This is a genomic window from Neobacillus nitrireducens, assembly GCF_030915405.1.
Lineage (GTDB): Bacteria > Bacillota > Bacilli > Bacillales > Cytobacillaceae > Neobacillus.
This window is the reverse complement of the sequence record NZ_CP133262.1, coordinates 1,115,469-1,134,432: the sequence shown is the minus strand read 5'-3', so window position 1 is coordinate 1,134,432 and position 18,964 is coordinate 1,115,469. Positions and strand designations below refer to the sequence as shown.

General features: G+C 38.7%; 18 protein-coding genes. 13 read left to right on the top strand and 5 right to left on the bottom strand.

What is annotated here, in order from left to right; genetic code table 11:
• Window positions 1–4 precede the first annotated feature (4 nt).
• The 3 genes from cysC to RCG22_RS05545 all read left to right on the top strand — a co-directional run bounded on the left by cysC (window position 5) and on the right by RCG22_RS05545 (window position 2,547).
• A complete protein-coding gene (gene cysC, locus RCG22_RS05555) occupies window positions 5–604 on the top strand; it encodes an adenylyl-sulfate kinase (protein WP_308106081.1) in 600 nt (199 codons plus the stop codon).
• Between the two features lie 75 nt (window positions 605–679).
• A complete protein-coding gene (locus RCG22_RS05550; RefSeq protein ID WP_308106080.1) occupies window positions 680–1,426 on the top strand; it encodes a sirohydrochlorin chelatase in 747 nt (248 codons plus the stop codon).
• A gap of 236 nt (window positions 1,427–1,662) precedes the next feature.
• Window positions 1,663–2,547 carry a YitT family protein gene (locus tag RCG22_RS05545; RefSeq protein ID WP_308106079.1) on the top strand — a complete coding sequence of 295 codons (885 nt, stop codon included), beginning with the start codon at window positions 1,663–1,665 and terminating at the stop codon, window positions 2,545–2,547.
• 48 nt (window positions 2,548–2,595) lie between these two features.
• Here the strand turns inward: RCG22_RS05545 and RCG22_RS05540 are convergent, their stop codons facing one another.
• Complete coding sequence (locus tag RCG22_RS05540) at window positions 2,596–3,840, bottom strand: MFS transporter (RefSeq protein ID WP_308106078.1); 1,245 nt, start codon at window positions 3,838–3,840, stop codon at window positions 2,596–2,598.
• A gap of 196 nt (window positions 3,841–4,036) precedes the next feature.
• On the opposite strand from RCG22_RS05540, the gene RCG22_RS05535 reads away from it, so the two are divergent.
• Entirely contained in the window at window positions 4,037–4,459 is a 423-nt protein-coding gene (locus tag RCG22_RS05535) for a MarR family winged helix-turn-helix transcriptional regulator (RefSeq protein ID WP_308106077.1), read from the top strand.
• Window positions 4,460–4,549: 90 nt separating this feature from the next.
• Window positions 4,550–5,968 carry an aspartate ammonia-lyase gene (aspA, locus tag RCG22_RS05530; RefSeq protein WP_308106076.1) on the top strand — a complete coding sequence of 473 codons (1,419 nt, stop codon included), beginning with the start codon at window positions 4,550–4,552 and terminating at the stop codon, window positions 5,966–5,968.
• Between the two features lie 158 nt (window positions 5,969–6,126).
• Here the strand turns inward: aspA and RCG22_RS05525 are convergent, their stop codons facing one another.
• The gene (locus tag RCG22_RS05525; protein WP_308106075.1) at window positions 6,127–7,209 is read right to left on the bottom strand and encodes a polysaccharide deacetylase family protein; all 1,083 of its coding nucleotides are present in this window, start codon (window positions 7,207–7,209) and stop codon (window positions 6,127–6,129) included.
• A 362-nt stretch (window positions 7,210–7,571) separates the two neighbouring features.
• Between RCG22_RS05525 and RCG22_RS05520 the strand changes: the two genes are divergently transcribed.
• The gene (locus RCG22_RS05520; protein ID WP_308107095.1) at window positions 7,572–8,603 is read left to right on the top strand and encodes a VanW family protein; all 1,032 of its coding nucleotides are present in this window, start codon (window positions 7,572–7,574) and stop codon (window positions 8,601–8,603) included.
• 107 nt (window positions 8,604–8,710) lie between these two features.
• On the opposite strand, the gene RCG22_RS05515 is transcribed toward RCG22_RS05520, so the two are convergent.
• Together RCG22_RS05515 and RCG22_RS05510 are read right to left on the bottom strand one after the other, a co-directional pair.
• Window positions 8,711–8,917: a methionine aminopeptidase gene (locus RCG22_RS05515; protein ID WP_308106074.1), complete on the bottom strand. Its 207-nt coding sequence runs from the start codon at window positions 8,915–8,917 to the stop codon at window positions 8,711–8,713.
• Window positions 8,918–9,139: 222 nt separating this feature from the next.
• Complete coding sequence (locus RCG22_RS05510; RefSeq protein WP_308106073.1) at window positions 9,140–10,558, bottom strand: sigma-54 interaction domain-containing protein; 1,419 nt, start codon at window positions 10,556–10,558, stop codon at window positions 9,140–9,142.
• Window positions 10,559–11,047: 489 nt separating this feature from the next.
• Between RCG22_RS05510 and RCG22_RS05505 the strand changes: the two genes are divergently transcribed.
• From RCG22_RS05505 to RCG22_RS05485, 5 genes are all read left to right on the top strand, one after another.
• Entirely contained in the window at window positions 11,048–12,490 is a 1,443-nt protein-coding gene (locus RCG22_RS05505; protein WP_308106072.1) for an amino acid permease, read from the top strand.
• Window positions 12,491–12,758: 268 nt separating this feature from the next.
• Window positions 12,759–12,938, top strand: coding sequence for a hypothetical protein (locus RCG22_RS05500; RefSeq protein ID WP_308106071.1), 180 nt, complete (start codon window positions 12,759–12,761; stop codon window positions 12,936–12,938).
• Window positions 12,939–13,055: 117 nt separating this feature from the next.
• Window positions 13,056–13,403, top strand: a complete 348-nt coding sequence (locus RCG22_RS05495) for a PadR family transcriptional regulator (protein WP_166254320.1) — start codon at window positions 13,056–13,058, stop codon at window positions 13,401–13,403.
• Window positions 13,384–14,022 (top strand): HAAS signaling domain-containing protein, encoded by a 639-nt coding sequence (locus tag RCG22_RS05490; RefSeq protein ID WP_308106070.1) that lies wholly within the window; start codon window positions 13,384–13,386, stop codon window positions 14,020–14,022. The genes RCG22_RS05495 and RCG22_RS05490 overlap by 20 nt, the downstream gene beginning before the upstream one ends.
• A 69-nt stretch (window positions 14,023–14,091) precedes the next feature.
• Window positions 14,092–15,552, top strand: coding sequence for a DUF4153 domain-containing protein (locus tag RCG22_RS05485; protein ID WP_308106069.1), 1,461 nt, complete (start codon window positions 14,092–14,094; stop codon window positions 15,550–15,552).
• Window positions 15,553–15,632: 80 nt separating this feature from the next.
• Here the strand turns inward: RCG22_RS05485 and RCG22_RS05480 are convergent, their stop codons facing one another.
• Window positions 15,633–16,427 (bottom strand): TIGR00266 family protein, encoded by a 795-nt coding sequence (locus tag RCG22_RS05480; protein WP_308106068.1) that lies wholly within the window; start codon window positions 16,425–16,427, stop codon window positions 15,633–15,635.
• Between the two features lie 343 nt (window positions 16,428–16,770).
• Between RCG22_RS05480 and RCG22_RS05475 the strand changes: the two genes are divergently transcribed.
• Both RCG22_RS05475 and RCG22_RS05470 read left to right on the top strand, forming a co-directional pair.
• Window positions 16,771–18,519 (top strand): SulP family inorganic anion transporter, encoded by a 1,749-nt coding sequence (locus tag RCG22_RS05475; protein WP_308106067.1) that lies wholly within the window; start codon window positions 16,771–16,773, stop codon window positions 18,517–18,519.
• A 21-nt stretch (window positions 18,520–18,540) separates the two neighbouring features.
• Window positions 18,541–18,894, top strand: a complete 354-nt coding sequence (locus RCG22_RS05470) for an ArsR/SmtB family transcription factor (RefSeq protein WP_308106066.1) — start codon at window positions 18,541–18,543, stop codon at window positions 18,892–18,894.
• Window positions 18,895–18,964: the final 70 nt, after the last annotated feature.

Sequence of the window (18,964 nt, the reverse complement as noted above, 5' to 3'; positions counted from 1 at the left end):
ATCAATGACTAAACCAACGAATATTACATGGCACGAAACATCTATTTCAAAAGAAAATCGACGTGAAAAGAATGGTCACGGGAGCTGTGCATTATGGTTTACAGGACTCTCAGGCTCTGGAAAATCAACGATTGCAAATGCCGTATCAAACGAATTGTTCCGTCAGGGAATCAGTGAATATGTCCTTGATGGTGATAATATTCGCCACGGTTTAAATAAGGATCTCGGTTTTTCCGATTATGACCGTACTGAAAATATTCGCAGAATTGGAGAAGTTGCTAAGTTATTTGTCGACAGCGGCAAAGTAGTGACTACCGCCTTTATTTCACCTTTTCGTTCTGATCGTGATCAAGTGCGGGCTTTATTTGAACAAGGTGAATTTATTGAGGTGTTTGTCCACTGTCCAATTGAGGAATGTGAACGTCGCGATCCAAAGCAGTTGTATGCGAAAGCACGTCGGGGCGAAATTAAGGACTTTACCGGAATTGATTCCCCTTATGAAGCGCCTGAACAACCAGAAATCACTCTTCATTCTGATCAAGTGACCATTGAGGAAGCAGTGGAACAAGTCTTAACCTATTTAAGAGAGAAAAATATGATCTAAATAGTAAACTGCATTTTCCTCATCGCTCATGAGTAAGAATGATAATTTCATGGTTGGTAAAGGATAATAAGGATAATGAAGAAGGGGGCAGCGATGGTGAAAGCAATTCTTTACATTGGTCATGGGACCCGTTCGAAAAAGGGGGCTGAAGAAGCCCAATCTTTTCTCCATAGAGTGATGGATCGAATAAGTATTGAGATTCAGGAAATCAGTTTTCTCGAGCTGACCGAGCCAAGTATTGAGGAGGGCTTTCTGCGCTGTGTAAATAGGGGGGCGACAGAGATTTCTGTGGTTCCCCTTTTTTTATTGGCTGCAGGTCATATTAAAGAAGATATTCCTCAAATACTTGCCCCCCTCTGTAACACGTATCCAAATATCCAGGTAAATATACGGGATCCATTTGGCGTGCAAGGGAAGATTCTCGATGGTATTGCCGAGTTAGTTAGGAATTCAGTTGATGCGATTTCACCACAGGATGCGGTATTGGTTGTCGGAAGAGGCAGTAGTGACAAGAGCATTCACACAGCTTTTTCAGAAATAACCAAAGGGATAAGAGAACGGCTGGGTATAAAATATGTTTCTGTTTGTTATTTAGCGGCCACAGAACCAAGGCTTCAGGAGGGACTTGAGACGGTTTCAAAGCAAACTGTTGGAAAAATAATCGTTATTCCTTATTTATTATTTTCCGGTCTCCTTTTAAAAGAAATCGATCAAATAGTAAAAATGAAGCAAAATATGGGTCAGCAAATTATCCATACAGGTTCGCTTAGTAATCATCGTGTCATAGAGGATATCTTCATAGAGCGTGCTTTAAGTAGATAAGCAATTTAGGAATAATGTTGTAACCGTAGCTGATAGTCCTAAGGATTATTGGCTATTTTCTTTTTAGAAATTATACTAAAGTAATAATAAAACATGAACTTAAGTTCAATTTTTTGTTAAAATATGATATAATAAAGGTAGAAATGTAAATAACTCTTACATAAAAAATTCCAATCGAAGAGAGGCTAAAGCAGGGGATAAGAAAATGGTAAAATCTAACGAAAAGAAGTGATTATATGACAGAACTCATGAATGAAAAAGTCCAACACCGCAAATTACCACTCCAAAAAGTAATTCTTCGAACAATCGCTATTACAATCGGAGCAATCTTAATGGCTACCGGTTTAGAAATATTCCTGGTCCCCAATCATGTTATTGATGGCGGCATTACTGGTATTTCGATAATGCTTGCCCATATAACCCGCTGGAAATTAGGGATCTTCATCTTCATATTAAACCTGCCCTTTGTATATATGGGTTATAAACAGATGGGAAAAACCTTTGCCATTTCTACTGTATATGGAATTATCATTTTATCTATTTTTGTCTCATTTTTCCATCCAATTCCTGCATTTACTGATGATATTCTCCTCGCGACTGTTTTTGGAGGGATGATTCTGGGGATGGGTGTCGGAATCGTTATCCGAAATGGTGGAGCGTTAGATGGGACCGAGATTTTGGCACTCGTCATCACGAAAAAGGTTCCATTTTCAGTTGGTCAGATTATCATGTTTATTAATATTTTTATTTTAGGAGCAGCCGGTTTTGTCTTTAGTTGGGACAGGGCCATGTATTCCTTGCTAGCCTACGTTATTGCTTCAAAAGCGATCGATACCGTTGTCGCAGGGCTAGAAGAATCCAAATCTGTTTGGATTATTAGTGAAGAAGCAGAGGAAATTGGAGATGCTATCAACGCCAGACTTGGTAGAGGGGTCACCTATATAAAGGGTCAAGGTGCCTTTACGGGAGATAGTAAGAAGGTCATTTTCAGTATTATCACCAGGTTGGAAGAATCTAAATTAACCACGATTGTTGAGGACATTGATCCGACGGCATTTTTAGCGATAGGGGATATTTCGGAAGTCCGCGGGGGCCGATTTAAGAAAAGAGATATCCATTAACAAAAAACAAAAAGGATCTGCGAATAATCCCAGATCCTTTCATTAACATTAGTGGCCTAAACCAACTTCATCTACATGCTGTACATGTTTTTTATTTATCCAGATAAAAAGTACCGAAATTAGGACAAATCCTGCACCAACAATAAATGGAATACTTGGATTGAATATTTCTGCTAGCTTGCCGGCTGTAAATGGTGCAATGGCCCCCCCAATAAAACGAAGGAAGCTATATGCTGCAGATGCCGTTGATCTTTCAACAGGGGCTGCATTCATCACGGCTGTAGTAATGAGGGTATTGTTATTTCCTAATAACGCACCTGCCAGGATAACAGCAGCGATGACCACCCACTGGGTTGATGTCCATATACCCATTGCAACCAAAAGAAGAGCAAACAAGATTAACATCATACACATCGATTTTATGGTACCAAACCATTCAGAAAGTTTGGGAGCCATAAAAACAGAGGTGATAGCCAGTAAGATTCCCCAGCCAAGGAATACGAAGCCTAATCCGTGTTCATCCAAGCCCATCACGAATGGTGCGTATGCCAGCAAAGTGAAGAAGCCAAAGTTATAAAGGGCTGCTGCAATCCCAAAAACTAGTAGTGAACGATGTTTTAAAGCACGAAATGGATCTAATAAAGAAGTGCGAGCTTTTACTCCACCTTGAGCAGTTGCTTTTGGCATGAGGATGAAAAGGCCAATAAAGGCAATGATCATTAAAGTAGCGACTCCAAGAAAAGGGCCGCGCCATGAAATAGCCCCAAGCCACCCTCCAAGTAGGGGGCCAACTGAAATTCCTAATCCGATTGCTGCTTCATACAAGATGATTGCTTTTGCTGTTCCACTGTTTGACAACGATACGATAGCAGATAATGCTGTTGCCACAAACAATGCATTTCCAAGTCCCCAGCCGCCCCGAAGACCAACAAGTGTCCAAATGCCGTTTGAGAAACCGCCTAGTGCAGAAAATATTGCAATAATCACGATACCTGAGAGTAATGTCCATTTGATGCCCATCCTTGTTGATATTACGCCTGTAATAAGCATGGCAACAGCCATAACGGCATTATAGCTAGTGAACAGTAAGGTTACTTCACTATGTGAAGCATTTAATTGCTCTGCAATTGCCGGTAAGATAGGATCAACAAGTCCCAACCCCATGAACGCAATAATACTTGCAAAAAAAACAGCCCAAACTGCTTTAGGCTGGGTAAGTAAACCTGCCTTTTCAGTGTTTGTCTCTGAAAGCTGTCGTGATGCTACTAATTTAGATTCTGGTCTTGGTGACATCTAATTTCCCCCTGTAGTTTGTTTCCATCTTTTTGAACTAGTTGTATGATGAAAGTATATAATTGTATTATACAATCAATTTTCACTACGTCAATAGTGTTTTTGAGATGTAATTTAGACTGTGATTACTTATTCAAAAGTTCGTATGTTATCATTATTAATATGTTGAAATAAGGTTAACAGTGAGGTTAAAGACATGGATGTACATGCATTAGAAATGATCGAACTTGAACTAGCCATTCTGATTCGTCGAATTACTTCAATTTCAAACAATAAAAAATTCGGGAATCTTGATCGATCTGCCTATTTAATCCTCCGCCGCATCAAAGGGAAGGGGGCAGCAGGGGTAAAAGTTTTAGCAGAGGAATTCAAGTTAGATATATCTACAATCAGTCGACAGGCGTCAGCATTAGAGCATAAAGATTATTTGTATAGAATTCCCGATCCATTGGATGGTAGGGCCTATTCTCTACAGTTAACAGAGCAAGGTACAAAGGAATTATTTGACTATAAGCAGGAAAGATTGAAGCGAATTACCGAACTGCTCGAGGACTGGTCTGATGAGGAACGCAAACTATTTGGGGTCCTTTTGGAGAAATTCAATCGGTCTTTCAATTAAGCATTACTGTAAAAACAGAGACAAAGATAGTTTAAACTGGTATTATTTTTGTGTGATCAAGTTTTTATAAAGGGTGGGAGACAGATAATCATGGACACAAAAAGAATAGAACAAGACTTCTTAGGAAAAAAAGAGATAACAGCAGATGCCTATTACGGTATTCAAACTCTAAGAGCAGTTGAAAATTTCCCTATTACAGGTTATCGAATTCATGAGGATTTAATCTATGCCCTTGCGATGGTCAAAAAAGCAGCAGCAATTGCTAATATGAATACGAAAAGGCTTTATAGTGGACTTGGCGACGTTATCTGCCAAGCAGCCGATGAAATTATCGAAGGAAAGTGGAATGACCAATTCATTGTTGATCCCATCCAAGGCGGGGCAGGGACATCCATGAATATGAATGCAAACGAAGTGATTGCTAACCGGGCGTTAGAATTACTGGGATATGAAAAAGGTGTGTATAAGCATTTAAGTCCGAATACACATGTGAATATGTCGCAATCAACGAATGATGTATTTCCTACTGCTATTCATATCGCAACACTTAGATTACTTGAAAAATTGCTAGAGACAATGAAAGATATGCATAGGGTCTTTAAGGATAAAGCGAAGCAATTTGAAAAAGTGATCAAAATGGGCCGTACCCATCTTCAGGATGCAGTTCCCATTCGACTTGGACAGGAATTTGAAGCTTATTCTCGAGTGGTCGAAAGAGATATTAAGCGGATTCATCTTTCACGTGGGAATTTATATGAGGTTAATATGGGGGCAACAGCCGTTGGTACAGGATTAAATGCGGACCCAAAATATATAGTCGATGTCGTTAAACAACTAACAGTAATCAGTGGATTACCATTGGTGAATGCAGAGCATTTAGTTGATGCTACCCAAAATACGGATGCCTATACCGAAGTTTCTGCCGCATTAAAGGTGTGTATGATGAACATGTCAAAAATCGCAAATGATTTGCGGTTGATGGCATCAGGTCCACGTGCAGGGCTTGCTGAGATTTCCCTTCCTGCCCGTCAACCAGGCTCTTCGATTATGCCGGGAAAAGTAAACCCGGTTATGCCAGAATTGATTAATCAAATCGCTTTCCAGGTCATTGGAAATGATCATACCATTTGTCTTGCTTCAGAAGCGGGTCAATTGGAATTGAATGTCATGGAACCAGTATTAGTTTTTAATCTACTTCAATCAATTAGTATTATGAACAACGGATTCCGGTCCTTTACAGATCATTGTCTTGCAGGGATAGAGGCGAATGAGGCCCGCTTAAAAGAGAATGTTGAGAAAAGCGTGGGTATTATTACTGCGGTTAATCCGCATCTTGGCTATGAGGTGGCAGCTAGAATCGCAAGGGAAGCAACACTAACCGGCAAGTCAGTTCGTGAATTATGTCTTAAATATGATGTCTTAAGCGAAGAAGAATTAGATATCATTTTAAATATATATGAAATGACCGAACCTGGAATCGCTGGTGCTGCTTTATTAGATAAAGATTAATAGTCTATTTTATTGCTGAGATAAATTCTTAAAAAATGGTGCCTGACACTCCAAGTGTCAGGCACCATTTTTTTATTTTAATAATACGCTCAATGGAACTAGTTGGTATCCCTGGGCTTTTAGCCATGGGATTACGTTATCAACTGCTGCAGGGGTATTTATTCCGCCGATATGCATGAGGATGATATGTCACCGTTACTTGCTCCAGTTTTAATGCGGGAGATAATCACCTCAGTGGTGGGCTGCTGCCAATCAATCGTGTCTAGTGACCACTGGATGCTGTAAGGGTAACCTGCTTCTCCGGCAGATTTTAAAGCGGCCGTGTTGTATGAGCCGAATGGAAAGCGGAAATACGGCTGCGGATTTCTTCCTGTTACAGCCATTATGGCTTCTTCCGCCTTAATGATATCCTTTTTAAAAGCACTAGTTGTTGTTTTTACTGCATCCGAATGGGAATAGGAATGGTTACCTATATCATGTCCTTCATCGGCTATTCTTTTAGCGAGACTTGGATATCTCACTACCCATTTTCCAGTCAGGAAGAAGGTGGCTTTGACCTTGTGCTTTTTCAACACATCCAGTATTCCAATGCCTACTGTATCACTACCAGCATCAAAGGTTAGTGCGATTTTTTTCTGCTGGAGGCTGCCGCATACAATAATCTCCGATGAGACTGTTGTATGCGGGGGATCCTGTTTTGGTGGCTCTGCGGGCGGTGTCGGCTCAGCATTCTTCCCATAAAGCTTTAATATTTGACCAACATAGATGACATCGGAGGGAAGGCTGTTCCATTGCTTAATTTTTTCAACCGTTACATCTGCACGTTTGGCGATTGAGAATAAGGTATCACCCTTAACAACCTTATAGTCAACCGTTTCATTTTCAGGAACGATAATTTTCTCAGATGGTGTGGGTGCGGGATTACTAGGTTCTTCATCGGCAGGTTCTTCAATTGGAGGTTGTTCATTTTCAGGTGGGTTTTCGTTTCCAGAGTTTTTTCCATTTTCTTGTCTTGGTACTGCAGGTTTTTCAGTTATAGGTAAATCGACCTTTACACCACTTCTAAAACTTGTAGTGTTCCAATTTCCAGAAAACAACAGGAAAACGACACCTAATAAACAGATAAATGAAAGTAAGTAGTAAATCCAACGACTTCGATTTCGATTGACATGGAAAAGAACGCCTAAAACAAGAAAAATTGAAAATAAAAGAAAAATAAGAAGAATGAAAATTTCTATCATGACAATTCCCCCTTCATTTTAGGTAATAGCCGGGAGCAAAAAAAAGTAATCTTTCAAAAATAAAACCAGAGCGGGAGTTTAAGAAGTGTATCCGGAGGTGTAATGAGTTATAATTGATTTCTAATTTAATTATAACATATGAGGCCATGGGCTTATTTACTACGCACCTTAAAAAAGCCTATGATGAATCGAATATCATTTTCTTTTTCTATTATTTAAAATGTACATTTCCAGTATTTCTGCAGGAAATTGTATTTATTAATGAAATAGAATAGAAGAGTCACATGTAACAAAGTTCATTTGAAATCGTCTAAAATAGTATAAAAGGGCATAAGGCTTAAAAAGGAGTCAAGTTGGAGAAAATGGCAAAGCAAAATTGGGTAATTTCATTATTATTAGCAGTGTGTTTAATTGGAACGGGGTGCTCTGAGCAAACCGCAAAAGAAAAAGCAGCAAAAGCAGCTGAACAGGAACAGAAAATCGAACAAGCGAAAAAGGTAAAAGAAGAAAAAAAACTGGAAGAAGCAAAGAAACGTGAAGAAGAGCGGAAACGGGAGGAAGCTAGGCCTGTATACGTAAATATTATAGATCCCAATTCAAAAGACATAGTAAAAACCTTTAATACGAAGGATTTAGGCTATATAACGGATCCCGGAAATTATAAAACTGAACTTGCAAAATTAACAAGAGAATTAGCGCGGGGAACTCAATCAACCCCTGGGTTTGATAAGCGAATGGTGCTAGATCGACTGGATGAAAATGGTCAGGTAATTAAAGGGTCACCTCAAACAATCCTTGAAGAAGACGAGTTAATTGAAAAGATTCTCATGGTATCAGAAAAAGGCGGCAATGTGGAGCTGCCTTTATATGTAACCGCTAGTGGATATCAAGAAGAGGACGCGGCCCATTTAGATGAAGTGGTAGTTGCCTCATATACAACTCATTTTAATAGTGGTGTTGCCGGAAGAACGGAAAATATCAAACTATCGGCACAAGCGATTAACAATGTCATCATTGGCAGCAAGGATTCCTTCTCTTTTAATACGACTGTTGGACCGAGTGATGCGGAGCATGGATACCAAAAGGCGCCAGAGATTAACTACGGAAAATTAGTCGAAGGATATGGCGGGGGGATTTGCCAAACTTCATCTACGCTATATAATGCAATCGACCAACTAGCAGTACAATATATAGAAAAAAATCATCATTCATTAAAGGTTGGATACGTGCCATTAGGAAGAGATGCTACCGTATCCTATGGCGGCAAAGATTTTAGATTTCAAAATACAACTGGTGTCCCCTTGATGCTAAAGGCAATTGTAAGTAATGGGTCGCTGACGGTAGAGGTAAGGACATCTAAAGCCTACCAAAGCCAAGTAAAGAAACGCAGCTAACTAGTAAGAAGTGTAGCATGCTATATCCAAACGTAACATTCATGACAAAAAAATCCCTGCATCGAACCGAATACCGGATTTGATGCAGGGATTTTTTGTGCAAATTTTCACCTCATTTCTTGCCAATCTGTATATTGACCACTGCCCTGGCATCCTGGGCATTCAAACGAATTAAAGTATGCAAATTCATTATAGGGATACACCGTATAGCCACGACCATAACAATCAGGACATTTGCCCTGGTCTTTCATATTGGAGACATGATTTTGGTATTTGGTCTCTTTCCATTGATTAAAAGAGTTAAGTAGTCCCATTTTATTCACCTCGTCTTTTTCTTCTTAGTATGGAGAAAAAATGGAATTATTATGCTTGTATTATTTTATAGCATCTGGGGGAGGCGTTTGAATAGAAGTTTCCATTTATCAAACATCAATACTTTTCTATAATAATTTTATGTAAAATAACATATTTTGGTGAGTGTTTTACCATATAAATAAAAAAATGGAAAGCTTAATTGCTCTCCATTTTCATAGGATTCATTTCCCATTAATGTTCAATTTCTTCATTCGATACTGTAAGCTTTGACGACTTAATCCGAGGAGTTGGGCTGTCTTCGAAACATTGAAATTATTTTTAGTTAAAATATGGTCAATATATGACTTCTCAAATAATTCCATTTGATGTTTTAGTGGTATAGCTAATTCTGAATTTTCTTTAATGAAATGGTCAACGGTGGAAAGAGGAATCATTCTTTCTTTCATCTGCATTTTACTTCTGTATTGATATGGTAAATGGGAGTACATTATCCATTCTTCATCGATCATAATATTCATGGCGGCTTCAATAATATGCTCAAGTTCACGAACATTGCCCATCCAGTCATATTCAAAGAAAGACTGTTTAACCTCATCAGACAAGCCCTTTACATTCATCTGAAACAGCTCATTGTATTTCTTAATAAAATTTTGAACCAGTAGGGGGATATCTTCTTTGCGCTCTTTTAAGGGTGGGACAAAAATAGTTACAACACCAAGTCGGTAATATAAATCTTTACGCATCCGATTATTCGCAATCGCATCGATTGGATCTTCGTTCATATTAGCAATAACCCGTACATCAACAGGTGTATCCCTTGTATCACCAATTCGCCGGATGGTTTTTTCCTGAAGAACACGAAGTAACTTTGCCTGAAGATTTAAATTTAGGGAGTTGATCTCATCAAGCAAAAGTGTTCCGCCATTGGCCTGTTCAAATAGCCCCGGGGTATCAATAGCACCTGTGAAGGCACCTCGCTTCGTTCCAAACAAGAGACTTTCGATTAAATTATCTGGTAAAGCGGCACAGTTTTGCGAAATAAATGGTGCAGTTAATCGACCACTCCCATTGTGAATACTTTGAGCAAAAAGTTCTTTCCCCGTACCTGTATCTCCGACAATCAAAACATAGGAGGAGGTCCTGGTAGCACGTTTAGCTGATTCGATGACTTCCTGAATGGCAGGACTATTTCCAATAATTTTTTCAAAGGTATATCGAGTAGACGCCTTATTCATATTGCCTTTGATTAGCCGTTCCAGCTTTGTTACATCATTAGCAATTTCAACTGCGCCCTGTAGTTTTTCATCTGAATATATTGGAATAGTATTGTTAATAGTCGTAATTTCGCGACCTTTATTATTAAAATAGGTTTGTTTTACATTACTGGTTTCTTTTCCTTCTTGGATCGCTTTGACAAGAGTACTAGATTGATCGTCTTTAAACATAAACACTTCTAATAGATTTTTATCGATGACGTCTTGAAGGTCCATCGATTCCATTTGCATCATTTTTTTATTATAAATAATCGTTTTTCCGGTTTCATCTACAGCATGGACACCGACATCTACTTCATCTAAAATTCGCTTATAAATTCGATTTACATACTGCAGGTAATGGACTGTATGATTAGTTTTTTCCAATGTGTTCATTCCCTTTGCTTTATCCTTTATGCACCTATTTAATCAAAAAAAACGTAATAATGCAAAATAAATTTGCAGAAAGGTAAAAAAACTACATACAAAAGCAAAAAATATTGGCATCCAGGAGAATAAAACCTTGTCTGGAAAATTATGATGGAAAAATTGATCTTCCTTTTTTGTGGAAAACGTATTTTTGCAGGAAGGGTGCAAAATATTTAATCAATATGCAATAATATTTTGCTATATTGTTCGAAAAATGTTCACAGGACGGTAAATTAATGTTGGCACGAAAATTGCATTTTAATATTTTAAAATATAGTGATAATTTAGAAATTAATGCCACTTGAATTAAAACCACTATTTTCATATAATTTAGTATGCAAATAGATGTCATTAGTAAAAAAATTATCCTATTATTTTGGTAGTTAAAGTGATTGAAAGCGCATTCTTTTTTTAGGGGAAATTTTAGGGGGAAAAAGGGGGATTTTTATGAATTTGCAGGAGAACAATTCTACGCATGAACTTAAGAGGACCATGAAGACGAGACATCTTTTCATGATATCTCTAGGAGGGGTCATTGGTTCAGGACTTTTCTTAGGCTCAGGCTACACGATCAGTCAGGCTGGCCCAATTGGGGCAATTCTCGCTTATATCGTTGGCGGATTTATTATGTTTTTAACCATGCTATGTCTCGGTGAATTGTCAGTCGCCATGCCGGTTTCAGGGTCGTTCCAAACGTATACAACGAAATTTATTGGTCCTGGAACAGGATTTGCACTTGGATGGCTTTACTGGTTAGGCTGGTCCGTTACAGTTGCATTAGAGTTCCTAGCTGCCGGGCAAATGATGCAAAGATGGTTTCCTGATGTTCAAGTCTGGATTTGGAGCGGCATTTTTGCGGTTATTTTATTCTTACTGAATGCTTTATCTGCACGTGCATTTGGTGAAGCAGAATTTTGGTTTTCCAGTATTAAAATTGTAGCAATTATCCTGTTTATCGCCTTAGGTGGAGCTGCCATGTTTGGATTCATCGACATGAAGGGCAGCGAAGCGGCACCATTTTTTACTAATTTTACTGCACATGGATTTTTACCACACGGATTTTCTGCTTTGATTGTTACCATGATTGCGGTTAACTTTTCCTTCCAGGGTACTGAATTGATTGGAATCGCTGCAGGAGAAAGTGAAGACCCGGAAAAGACGATTCCAAAATCAATTAAGCAAACAGTTTGGCGTACCCTATTCTTCTTTGTTTTAGCGATCTTTGTTGTATCTGGGTTAATTCCGATGGAAAAAGCCGGTGTTGTTGAAAGTCCATTTGTTGTTGTCTTTGATAGTATCGGCATTCCATATGCTGCAGACATTATGAATTTTGTTATCCTTACAGCCTTGCTTTCTGTTGCTAACTCTGGCTTATATGCCGGTACGCGGATGCTGTATGCGATGTCCAAAGAAAAGATGACCAGTCCTTTTCTTACCAAAGTAAATAAACGCGGTGTACCAATTAACGCATTATTATTCACCATAGGAATTGCCTTATTATCACTGCTCTCAGGCTTCTTTGCAGAAGAAACGGTCTTTATGTGGCTTCTTTCCGTAGCAGGTTTAGGTGCTCAAGTAGGCTGGATTTCGATTACGGCTTCACAAATTGCTTTCCGCAGGAGATTTATCCGTGAAGGCGGCAAGGTTGCCGATCTTAAATTCAAAACACCACTTTACCCGTTTTTACCAATTCTTGGATTGGTATTAAATGTTTCCGTGCTTGTCAGCTTAGCATTTGACCCTGCCCAACGATTAGCTCTTTATCTGGGAGCACCTTTCGTAGGAGCATGTTATTTGATTTACCACTTTAGAATTAAAAAGCTTCGTGAACATGATATGGTCGATGAACATGAAATCGAATTAAACGAAAATAAAAAAATGGTTATATAATAAAGCGGAAGCGCCCGTTTAACTGCGTATGGACTGGAGCCCTTTGACTGAGATAAAGGAAACACGGAGAGCGTTAGTGATTCGATGTTGACTTATCGTAGGGAAAAGGGCGAAGTCCACTAGCCGTTGGGCGCTGGAGCTAGACTGTTATCTATGTTCAAAACTTCATACTTTCTAATTTGATTAAAAAACGCTTGGAATTCCAAGCGTTTTTTCTATTCTTGGTTGGATAAGTTGGGGTTTATTTCAAATACTATTCATCGAGGTGATGATGATGGGAAAATGGAATGAACAAGCTGCACCCAATAATAATATGCCGCGTAGGACCATCAAGCACGGTGAATTAGTAGGCGACGAAGCAAAACTTGAGTTTTCAGAGGAGTTATCTGATGGCGGGGAACGGAACCAAAACATTCAGGTTCTAAGAAATAACGGAAGAGTCAAATAGTAAAGGCTAATCGTAGTGGTGATAAAAGATCGCCACTATTTTTTTTATAGCTATTTACAATCAGAATCCTTTGGTATAGAATTTCTATGTACCTAATATATCTAGGTAGGTGATAAAATGTTTAACCGTGAATTAGTTAAGGGGAGTACTTCATTAATCCTGCTTCAATTATTGAACGAGCGGGATATGTATGGCTATGAGTTAGTGAAAGAGCTGGAAAAGCGCAGCGATAACGACTTGAGTGTGAAAGAGGGGACCTTGTATCCGGCGCTTCATAAGCTAGAAAAGCAAGAATACATTGAGTGCTATTGGCAGGAGCAGGAGAAGGGTCCAGCACGAAAGTATTACAAGATAACAACTGCAGGAAAAGAATTATTGGGTGAAAAAACACGTGAATGGCAGGACTTTGTTAAAGTAATGAACAAAGTGATAGGGAGATCGAAGCATGGAACGGCCGAAGAATAGGTTTCTAGAACAACTGGAAAAAGGGCTAGGAGACCAATTAGATAAAGGGGAGATTCTCCGCGAATATGCATCACATATTGATGAAATTCTGATTGAATCATTTGAATGCCAAGACGAGGAAACAGTTTTTAACTTGATTGTATCAAGGCTTGGCAGTCCTGAAGAAATTGCTCAAGCTTGGAGGGAAGAGTTCTCCGTTACCCCTAGCAATATGAAATGGGTGTTTATCCTCTTAAATATTCTTTTCTTTGGTGGAGGTAGTTTACTAACATTGGCTCATAATCTCTATCAGTGGGAATGGCTAACGGCCATTTGGAATCACCTAACGGCAATTCCAACCCTAATTGCTTTTCTGTATCTGTTTTTTTGGGCATTGCTGGGTTATGAAATTGGAAAAGGGTTTGGGCATAAAGGAAGAGCGCTCCTAAGAAAAACATTTTTACTCTCGCTGATTCCTAACTTGCTTTTAATGGCCCTAACTTTATTCCAGGTTATCCCACATTCTTGGTTCGCCCCATTATTAACCAAAACATTTATTATTGCTTGTATCTTTTTTACCATCATCCTATACCCGATTAGCTGGATTGGCTATCGATGGGGGAGGAAAGCATCGATATAAGCAGTTTTTTTTGCTTATATACCTAGTAAAACTATATATATAGAAATTCAATGTAAAAGAGGGATGGAAATGGAATCGAAAATTACAAAATCGGATGGAATTTTTTTAGTTCTTTGTTTATTACTTGGGATTTTAGGAGAAGAAGCTTTTTTTCGGAGTGAGATAGGAATTTCGTACTTTGTATTTATTTCAGGTTTTTACTCTGTATTTATGTGGCGATATCGCCACTATCAATTTTCACATCAACGTTTAGGGTACCTGATTATTTGCTGCATTTGGCTGCTGTCAGCCAGTTATTTTCTAAATAATAACCAACTATTTTACGGCTTAAATATACTGGTTATCCCTTGGTTAGTGATCTTTCACTTGGTATTAATCACAAGCCCGGAAAATGTCCGCTGGAATAAACCGACCTTTGCTCCTTTTATTTTTGCCAAACTGATTCAATCCTTAAAATTTAATATAGGTTTCGCCGCAATGTTTGGAAAGAGCTTAAAACAAGGAGTAAAAGAGGATAAATTAATCATCTGGAAAAAAGTAATCCTTGGGATTGTCATCTCACTGCCTATCCTGTTTGTTGTTTTGAACTTACTCATTTCGGCAGATACTGAGTTTGAACGATTAATTGGAGGTATTCCCCAATGGTTTCATGTCATAAATGTGGAGCGAACGATGAGACTTATTGTTATTCTGTTCCTCACCTTTGCTTTCTTCGGTTTTATGCAAATCCTTGTCAAGAAAAACTTGAACGTAAATCAACAACAAATAAATGGGCAAAAATTTCAGCTTGATGGAATTATTACAATTACGGTTCTTATCATTATCAATGCCGTTTATCTTTTGTTTACAGTCGTACAATTTAGGTATTTTTTCAGCGGAACATTGCAAGCGGATTATACCTTTGCTGAGTATGCGAGAAAAGGTTTTTTCGAACTGTTATTTGTCACACTCATCAATTTATCGATTACAGTAATCGTTTTAACCTTCGTGAATCGCGCCACAAGTTTCCTGCGGAGGGGGCTGCAAATCTTGCTGACTATCCTTGTCTTGGCGAGTTCCGTGTTGCTATGTTCCGCGTTCCTGCGTTTAAGTATGTATGAAGACGCCTATGGATTTACATTTACAAGAGTGCTGGTGCATTCGTTTATGATCTTCCTGGTCGTCATTTTCACGTATACACTGGTGAAGATTTGGATGGAGAAGTTATCATTATTTCACTTTTATTTTATTACTTCATTAATCTATTATACGGCGATTACGATTATTGATTTGGATAAAATCGTTGTAAAAGAAAATATGAATCGTTATGAATTAAGCGGAAAGATTGATGTTCATTACCTAAATCACTTGTCTTATCGAGGGGTATTAGGCTTAGTCGATCTTTATGAAAAAAATCAGAACATTCCTGACCTAAAAAAAATACTCCTAGAGCGAAAACAGGAAGCCCTAACTGAAGATCTCTCGTGGCAATCATATAATCTTCAACGAGAGCAGGCATACACTGAACTAAAGAAGTTGGATTTTAACTAATAAAAAAGACGATTCGATCGTTCGAATCGTCTTTTACAACTATCTGCCAAAAGGCAGGATTCATTGATTCTGCCTCTAAATCAGTCACCATTAAACATATCAAAAATTCCTCGAGCGATACTGCCTTCATCTTTCGCCCCGCCGCGAGATGGTGCTGCAGCAAATACACGGCTTGCGAGACGGCTGAAGGGCAATGATTGAATCCAAACGGAACCGGGACCGCGAAGTGTAGCAAAGAACAGGCCTTCCCCGCCAAACAATGCCGTTTTAACCCCTTTTACAAATTCGATATCATAGTTAACACTGCTGGTCATCGCCACTAAACAGCCGGTATCCACACGCAAGGATTGGCCGGGTATAAGGTCTTTTTTAATAATCGTTCCGCCCGCGTGAACAAAAGCAAGCCCGTCGCCTTCCAACTTTTGCATGATAAACCCTTCGCCGCCGAAGAAGCCTGCACCAATTTTTCGCTGAAATTCAATTCCAACCTGTACCCCTTTAGCTGCCGCAAGAAAGGCATCCTTTTGACAAATAATTTTTCCGCCATATTCACTTAAGTCCATTGGGATAATCTTGCCAGGGTAAGGGGAAGCGAATGACACCCGTTTCTTGCCCATGCCGCTATTGGTGAAGGCGGTCATGAACAAGCTTTCACCGGTAAGTACCCGTTTACCGGCGCTAAAAAGCTTACCCATCAGGCCGCTTCCAGCACTAGCACCGCTTCCATCACCAAAAATAGTCTCCATATGTATGTCATCTTCCATCATCATAAAGCTTCCGGCTTCAGCAACAACCGTTTCTTGTGGATCAAGCTCTACTTCAACAAACTGCATGTCATCCCCATAGATCTTGTAATCAATTTCATGGTTATTCATACGTTTCCCTCCACTTTTTAAAAATGCAAATCTATATATATTATAAAAAACTTAGGTAAAAAGTGCCAATTTTAACAAAATAAAAAGACGTCTGTTTACACAGACGTCTTTTGCGTATTGAGGCGAAAAACCACACTCCACATGTGCTCCAAAAAGGAATGTTTCTCGACTTACACAACTCAGCTCATCGCTTTGCTATTGTAACATGGTCGCACAGAACTAACAAGTAATTTTATGAAATTTATATTCTATTTTTTTAAAACAAAATACTTGCTATCTGAATTGAATTACCATATATTCAAATAATCAGATATACAAAAATAAGAAGATAAGAAGGGTTGATATGTTTATTGACAAAAGATTCCATAATTATTCTTTAAGGAGTGTACCAAAGGATCTCCTTTCAGGATTGATTGTCGGGGTAATCGCAATTCCACTTGGGATGGCTTTTGCTATTGCTTCAGGAGTGAAGCCGGAGTATGGAATCTATACGACGATTGTTGCAGGGATTCTTATCTCTTTATTTGGTGGATCGAAGTATCAAATTGGCGGCCCAACAGGTGCGTTTATTCCCATTTTATTTGGGATTGTAATGACCTACGGCTATGAGAATCTCCTCATCGCCGGATTTATGGCAGGTATCATTTTGTTATTAATGGGCGTATTTAAACTGGGATCACTGATTAAATATATTCCTAGACCAGTAACCATTGGGTTCACAACGGGGATAGCGGTGACCATTTTTATTGGTCAAGTTGCTAGTTTCTTAGGTTTAGTGGGAATAAAGAAACACGAGGAATTTATAAAAAATGTTCAAGAAATCATTGTTCATTTAGATACCATCAACATTTTTAGTATTTTAACAGCAGGTATTTGTTTAGTTACTGTCATCGTTACGCCAAAAATTGCACCAAAAGTACCAGGTCCGCTGATTGGCTTAGTGGTTTCCTCTGTTGTCGCAACCTTGTTTTACCCAAGTCAAATTGCAACGATTGGAACAGCTTATGGTCAAATCCCAAGCACGTTACCCGAGCTTCATATTCCTAATATGAACCTTGATATGATAGTCAGGCTGATAAAACCTGCATTCATCATTGCCATGTTAGGCGGTATCGAATCATTGCTATCCGCGGTTGTAGCTGATGGAATGACCAATAGCAGGCACAACAGCAATAAAGAGTTGATCGGGCAGGGAATTGCCAATATGATTACCCCATTGTTTGGGGGAATTCCAGCTACAGGTGCGATTGCTCGGACGGCAACGAATATTAAAAATGGAGCGATTTCGCCGTTTTCCGGAATTATCCATGGGATTGTAGTTTTGCTCGTTTTGCTGTTTTTCGCACCATTTGCTTCATTTATTCCATTAGCAAGTATGGCCCCAATTTTGATGGTCGTGGCATGGAATATGAGTGAAAGAAAAGTATTTTCACATATTTTTAAAACAAAATCGACCGATTCTCTTGTCTTAACCGTTACGTTTCTATTAACCGTTTTTGTCAATTTGACGATGGCAGTTGAGGTAGGCTTAGTCATGTCTGCGATTCTTTTTGCAAAAAGAATGAGTGATGTTATGGTAACGGCTAAAGCTTTGCCAAACCGAAAACATAAACATGAAAAGGTAGAGACAGGTATCGTTTCAGATACACATGACTGCCCGCAAATTAGTATTTTTAATGTGGAAGGGCCGTTATTTTTCGGTGCCGCTGAAACGTTTGAAAAAACAATCATGAGCACCATCAATTATCGACCAAAAATCCTCTTATTGCGTATGAGTAAGGTCCCGTTAATGGATACCACCGGAGAAGCAACTTTATCAAGTATCGTTCGTCATTTTTCAAAAAATGGTATAGTAATGATATCGGGTTTAAATCAGCAGCCAGAAAATGTCTTGAAAAAGACTGGTTTATATCCCATTATTGGCGAGGAACATTTTTTTGAACACACAGGAGAAGCCCTTCAATATGCCCTGGAGCATATTAACAAAAATAAATGCCTTGGCTGTAAGCATTACGCATTTAGAGAGTGTAAAAAGCTATCAGCTATGGAGGCAGTAGAGGGAAGTAGAGCAAAACTTACTGCTACTTTCTAAAAAAGTATAGGAGTGGACAATTTGAATCTTGAAATGCAACAATTTAAAGCGGAATTTTTCAAAGCACTGGCACATCCCTTGAGAATCCGCATTTTAGAACTTCTTTCTGAAGGGGATAAAAATGTAAACGAAATTCAAACCCTTGTTGGCAGTGAAGGTTCAGCCGTTTCACAGCAGTTAACCATCCTAAGAGCGAAGAATATTGTTTCCGGTACGAAAGAAGGAAACAAAGTCATTTATACATTGAAGGACCCGATGATTATTGAATTGTTAGCCGTTGCAAGGCAAATCTTTAACAATCATCTCGTTGATACGATTACGATTCTCGACAAGTTCAAAGAAGATGAGGAAGATCTAGCGATACCGAAGAATTAATTTTCTTCGGTATATTTTCTATATTAATAGTGAAAAAAGCGAATATGTTATTTTTTGGAAATTATCTTTA

Excerpts from the sequence above, each read along its gene's own strand:
- cysC (WP_308106081.1), top strand. The coding sequence starts at position 5 with ATGACTAAACCAACGAATATTACATGGCACGAAACATCTATTTCAAAA.
- RCG22_RS05550 (WP_308106080.1), top strand. The coding sequence starts at position 680 with ATGAAGAAGGGGGCAGCGATGGTGAAAGCAATTCTTTACATTGGTCAT.
- RCG22_RS05545 (WP_308106079.1), top strand. The coding sequence starts at position 1,663 with ATGACAGAACTCATGAATGAAAAAGTCCAACACCGCAAATTACCACTC.
- RCG22_RS05540 (WP_308106078.1), bottom strand. The coding sequence starts at position 3,840 with ATGTCACCAAGACCAGAATCTAAATTAGTAGCATCACGACAGCTTTCA.
- RCG22_RS05535 (WP_308106077.1), top strand. The coding sequence starts at position 4,037 with ATGGATGTACATGCATTAGAAATGATCGAACTTGAACTAGCCATTCTG.
- aspA (WP_308106076.1), top strand. The coding sequence starts at position 4,550 with ATGGACACAAAAAGAATAGAACAAGACTTCTTAGGAAAAAAAGAGATA.
- RCG22_RS05525 (WP_308106075.1), bottom strand. The coding sequence starts at position 7,209 with ATGATAGAAATTTTCATTCTTCTTATTTTTCTTTTATTTTCAATTTTT.
- RCG22_RS05520 (WP_308107095.1), top strand. The coding sequence starts at position 7,572 with ATGGCAAAGCAAAATTGGGTAATTTCATTATTATTAGCAGTGTGTTTA.
- RCG22_RS05515 (WP_308106074.1), bottom strand. The coding sequence starts at position 8,917 with ATGGGACTACTTAACTCTTTTAATCAATGGAAAGAGACCAAATACCAA.
- RCG22_RS05505 (WP_308106072.1), top strand. The coding sequence starts at position 11,048 with ATGAATTTGCAGGAGAACAATTCTACGCATGAACTTAAGAGGACCATG.
- RCG22_RS05500 (WP_308106071.1), top strand. The coding sequence starts at position 12,759 with ATGATGATGGGAAAATGGAATGAACAAGCTGCACCCAATAATAATATG.
- RCG22_RS05495 (WP_166254320.1), top strand. The coding sequence starts at position 13,056 with ATGTTTAACCGTGAATTAGTTAAGGGGAGTACTTCATTAATCCTGCTT.
- RCG22_RS05490 (WP_308106070.1), top strand. The coding sequence starts at position 13,384 with ATGGAACGGCCGAAGAATAGGTTTCTAGAACAACTGGAAAAAGGGCTA.
- RCG22_RS05485 (WP_308106069.1), top strand. The coding sequence starts at position 14,092 with ATGGAATCGAAAATTACAAAATCGGATGGAATTTTTTTAGTTCTTTGT.
- RCG22_RS05480 (WP_308106068.1), bottom strand. The coding sequence starts at position 16,427 with ATGAATAACCATGAAATTGATTACAAGATCTATGGGGATGACATGCAG.
- RCG22_RS05475 (WP_308106067.1), top strand. The coding sequence starts at position 16,771 with ATGTTTATTGACAAAAGATTCCATAATTATTCTTTAAGGAGTGTACCA.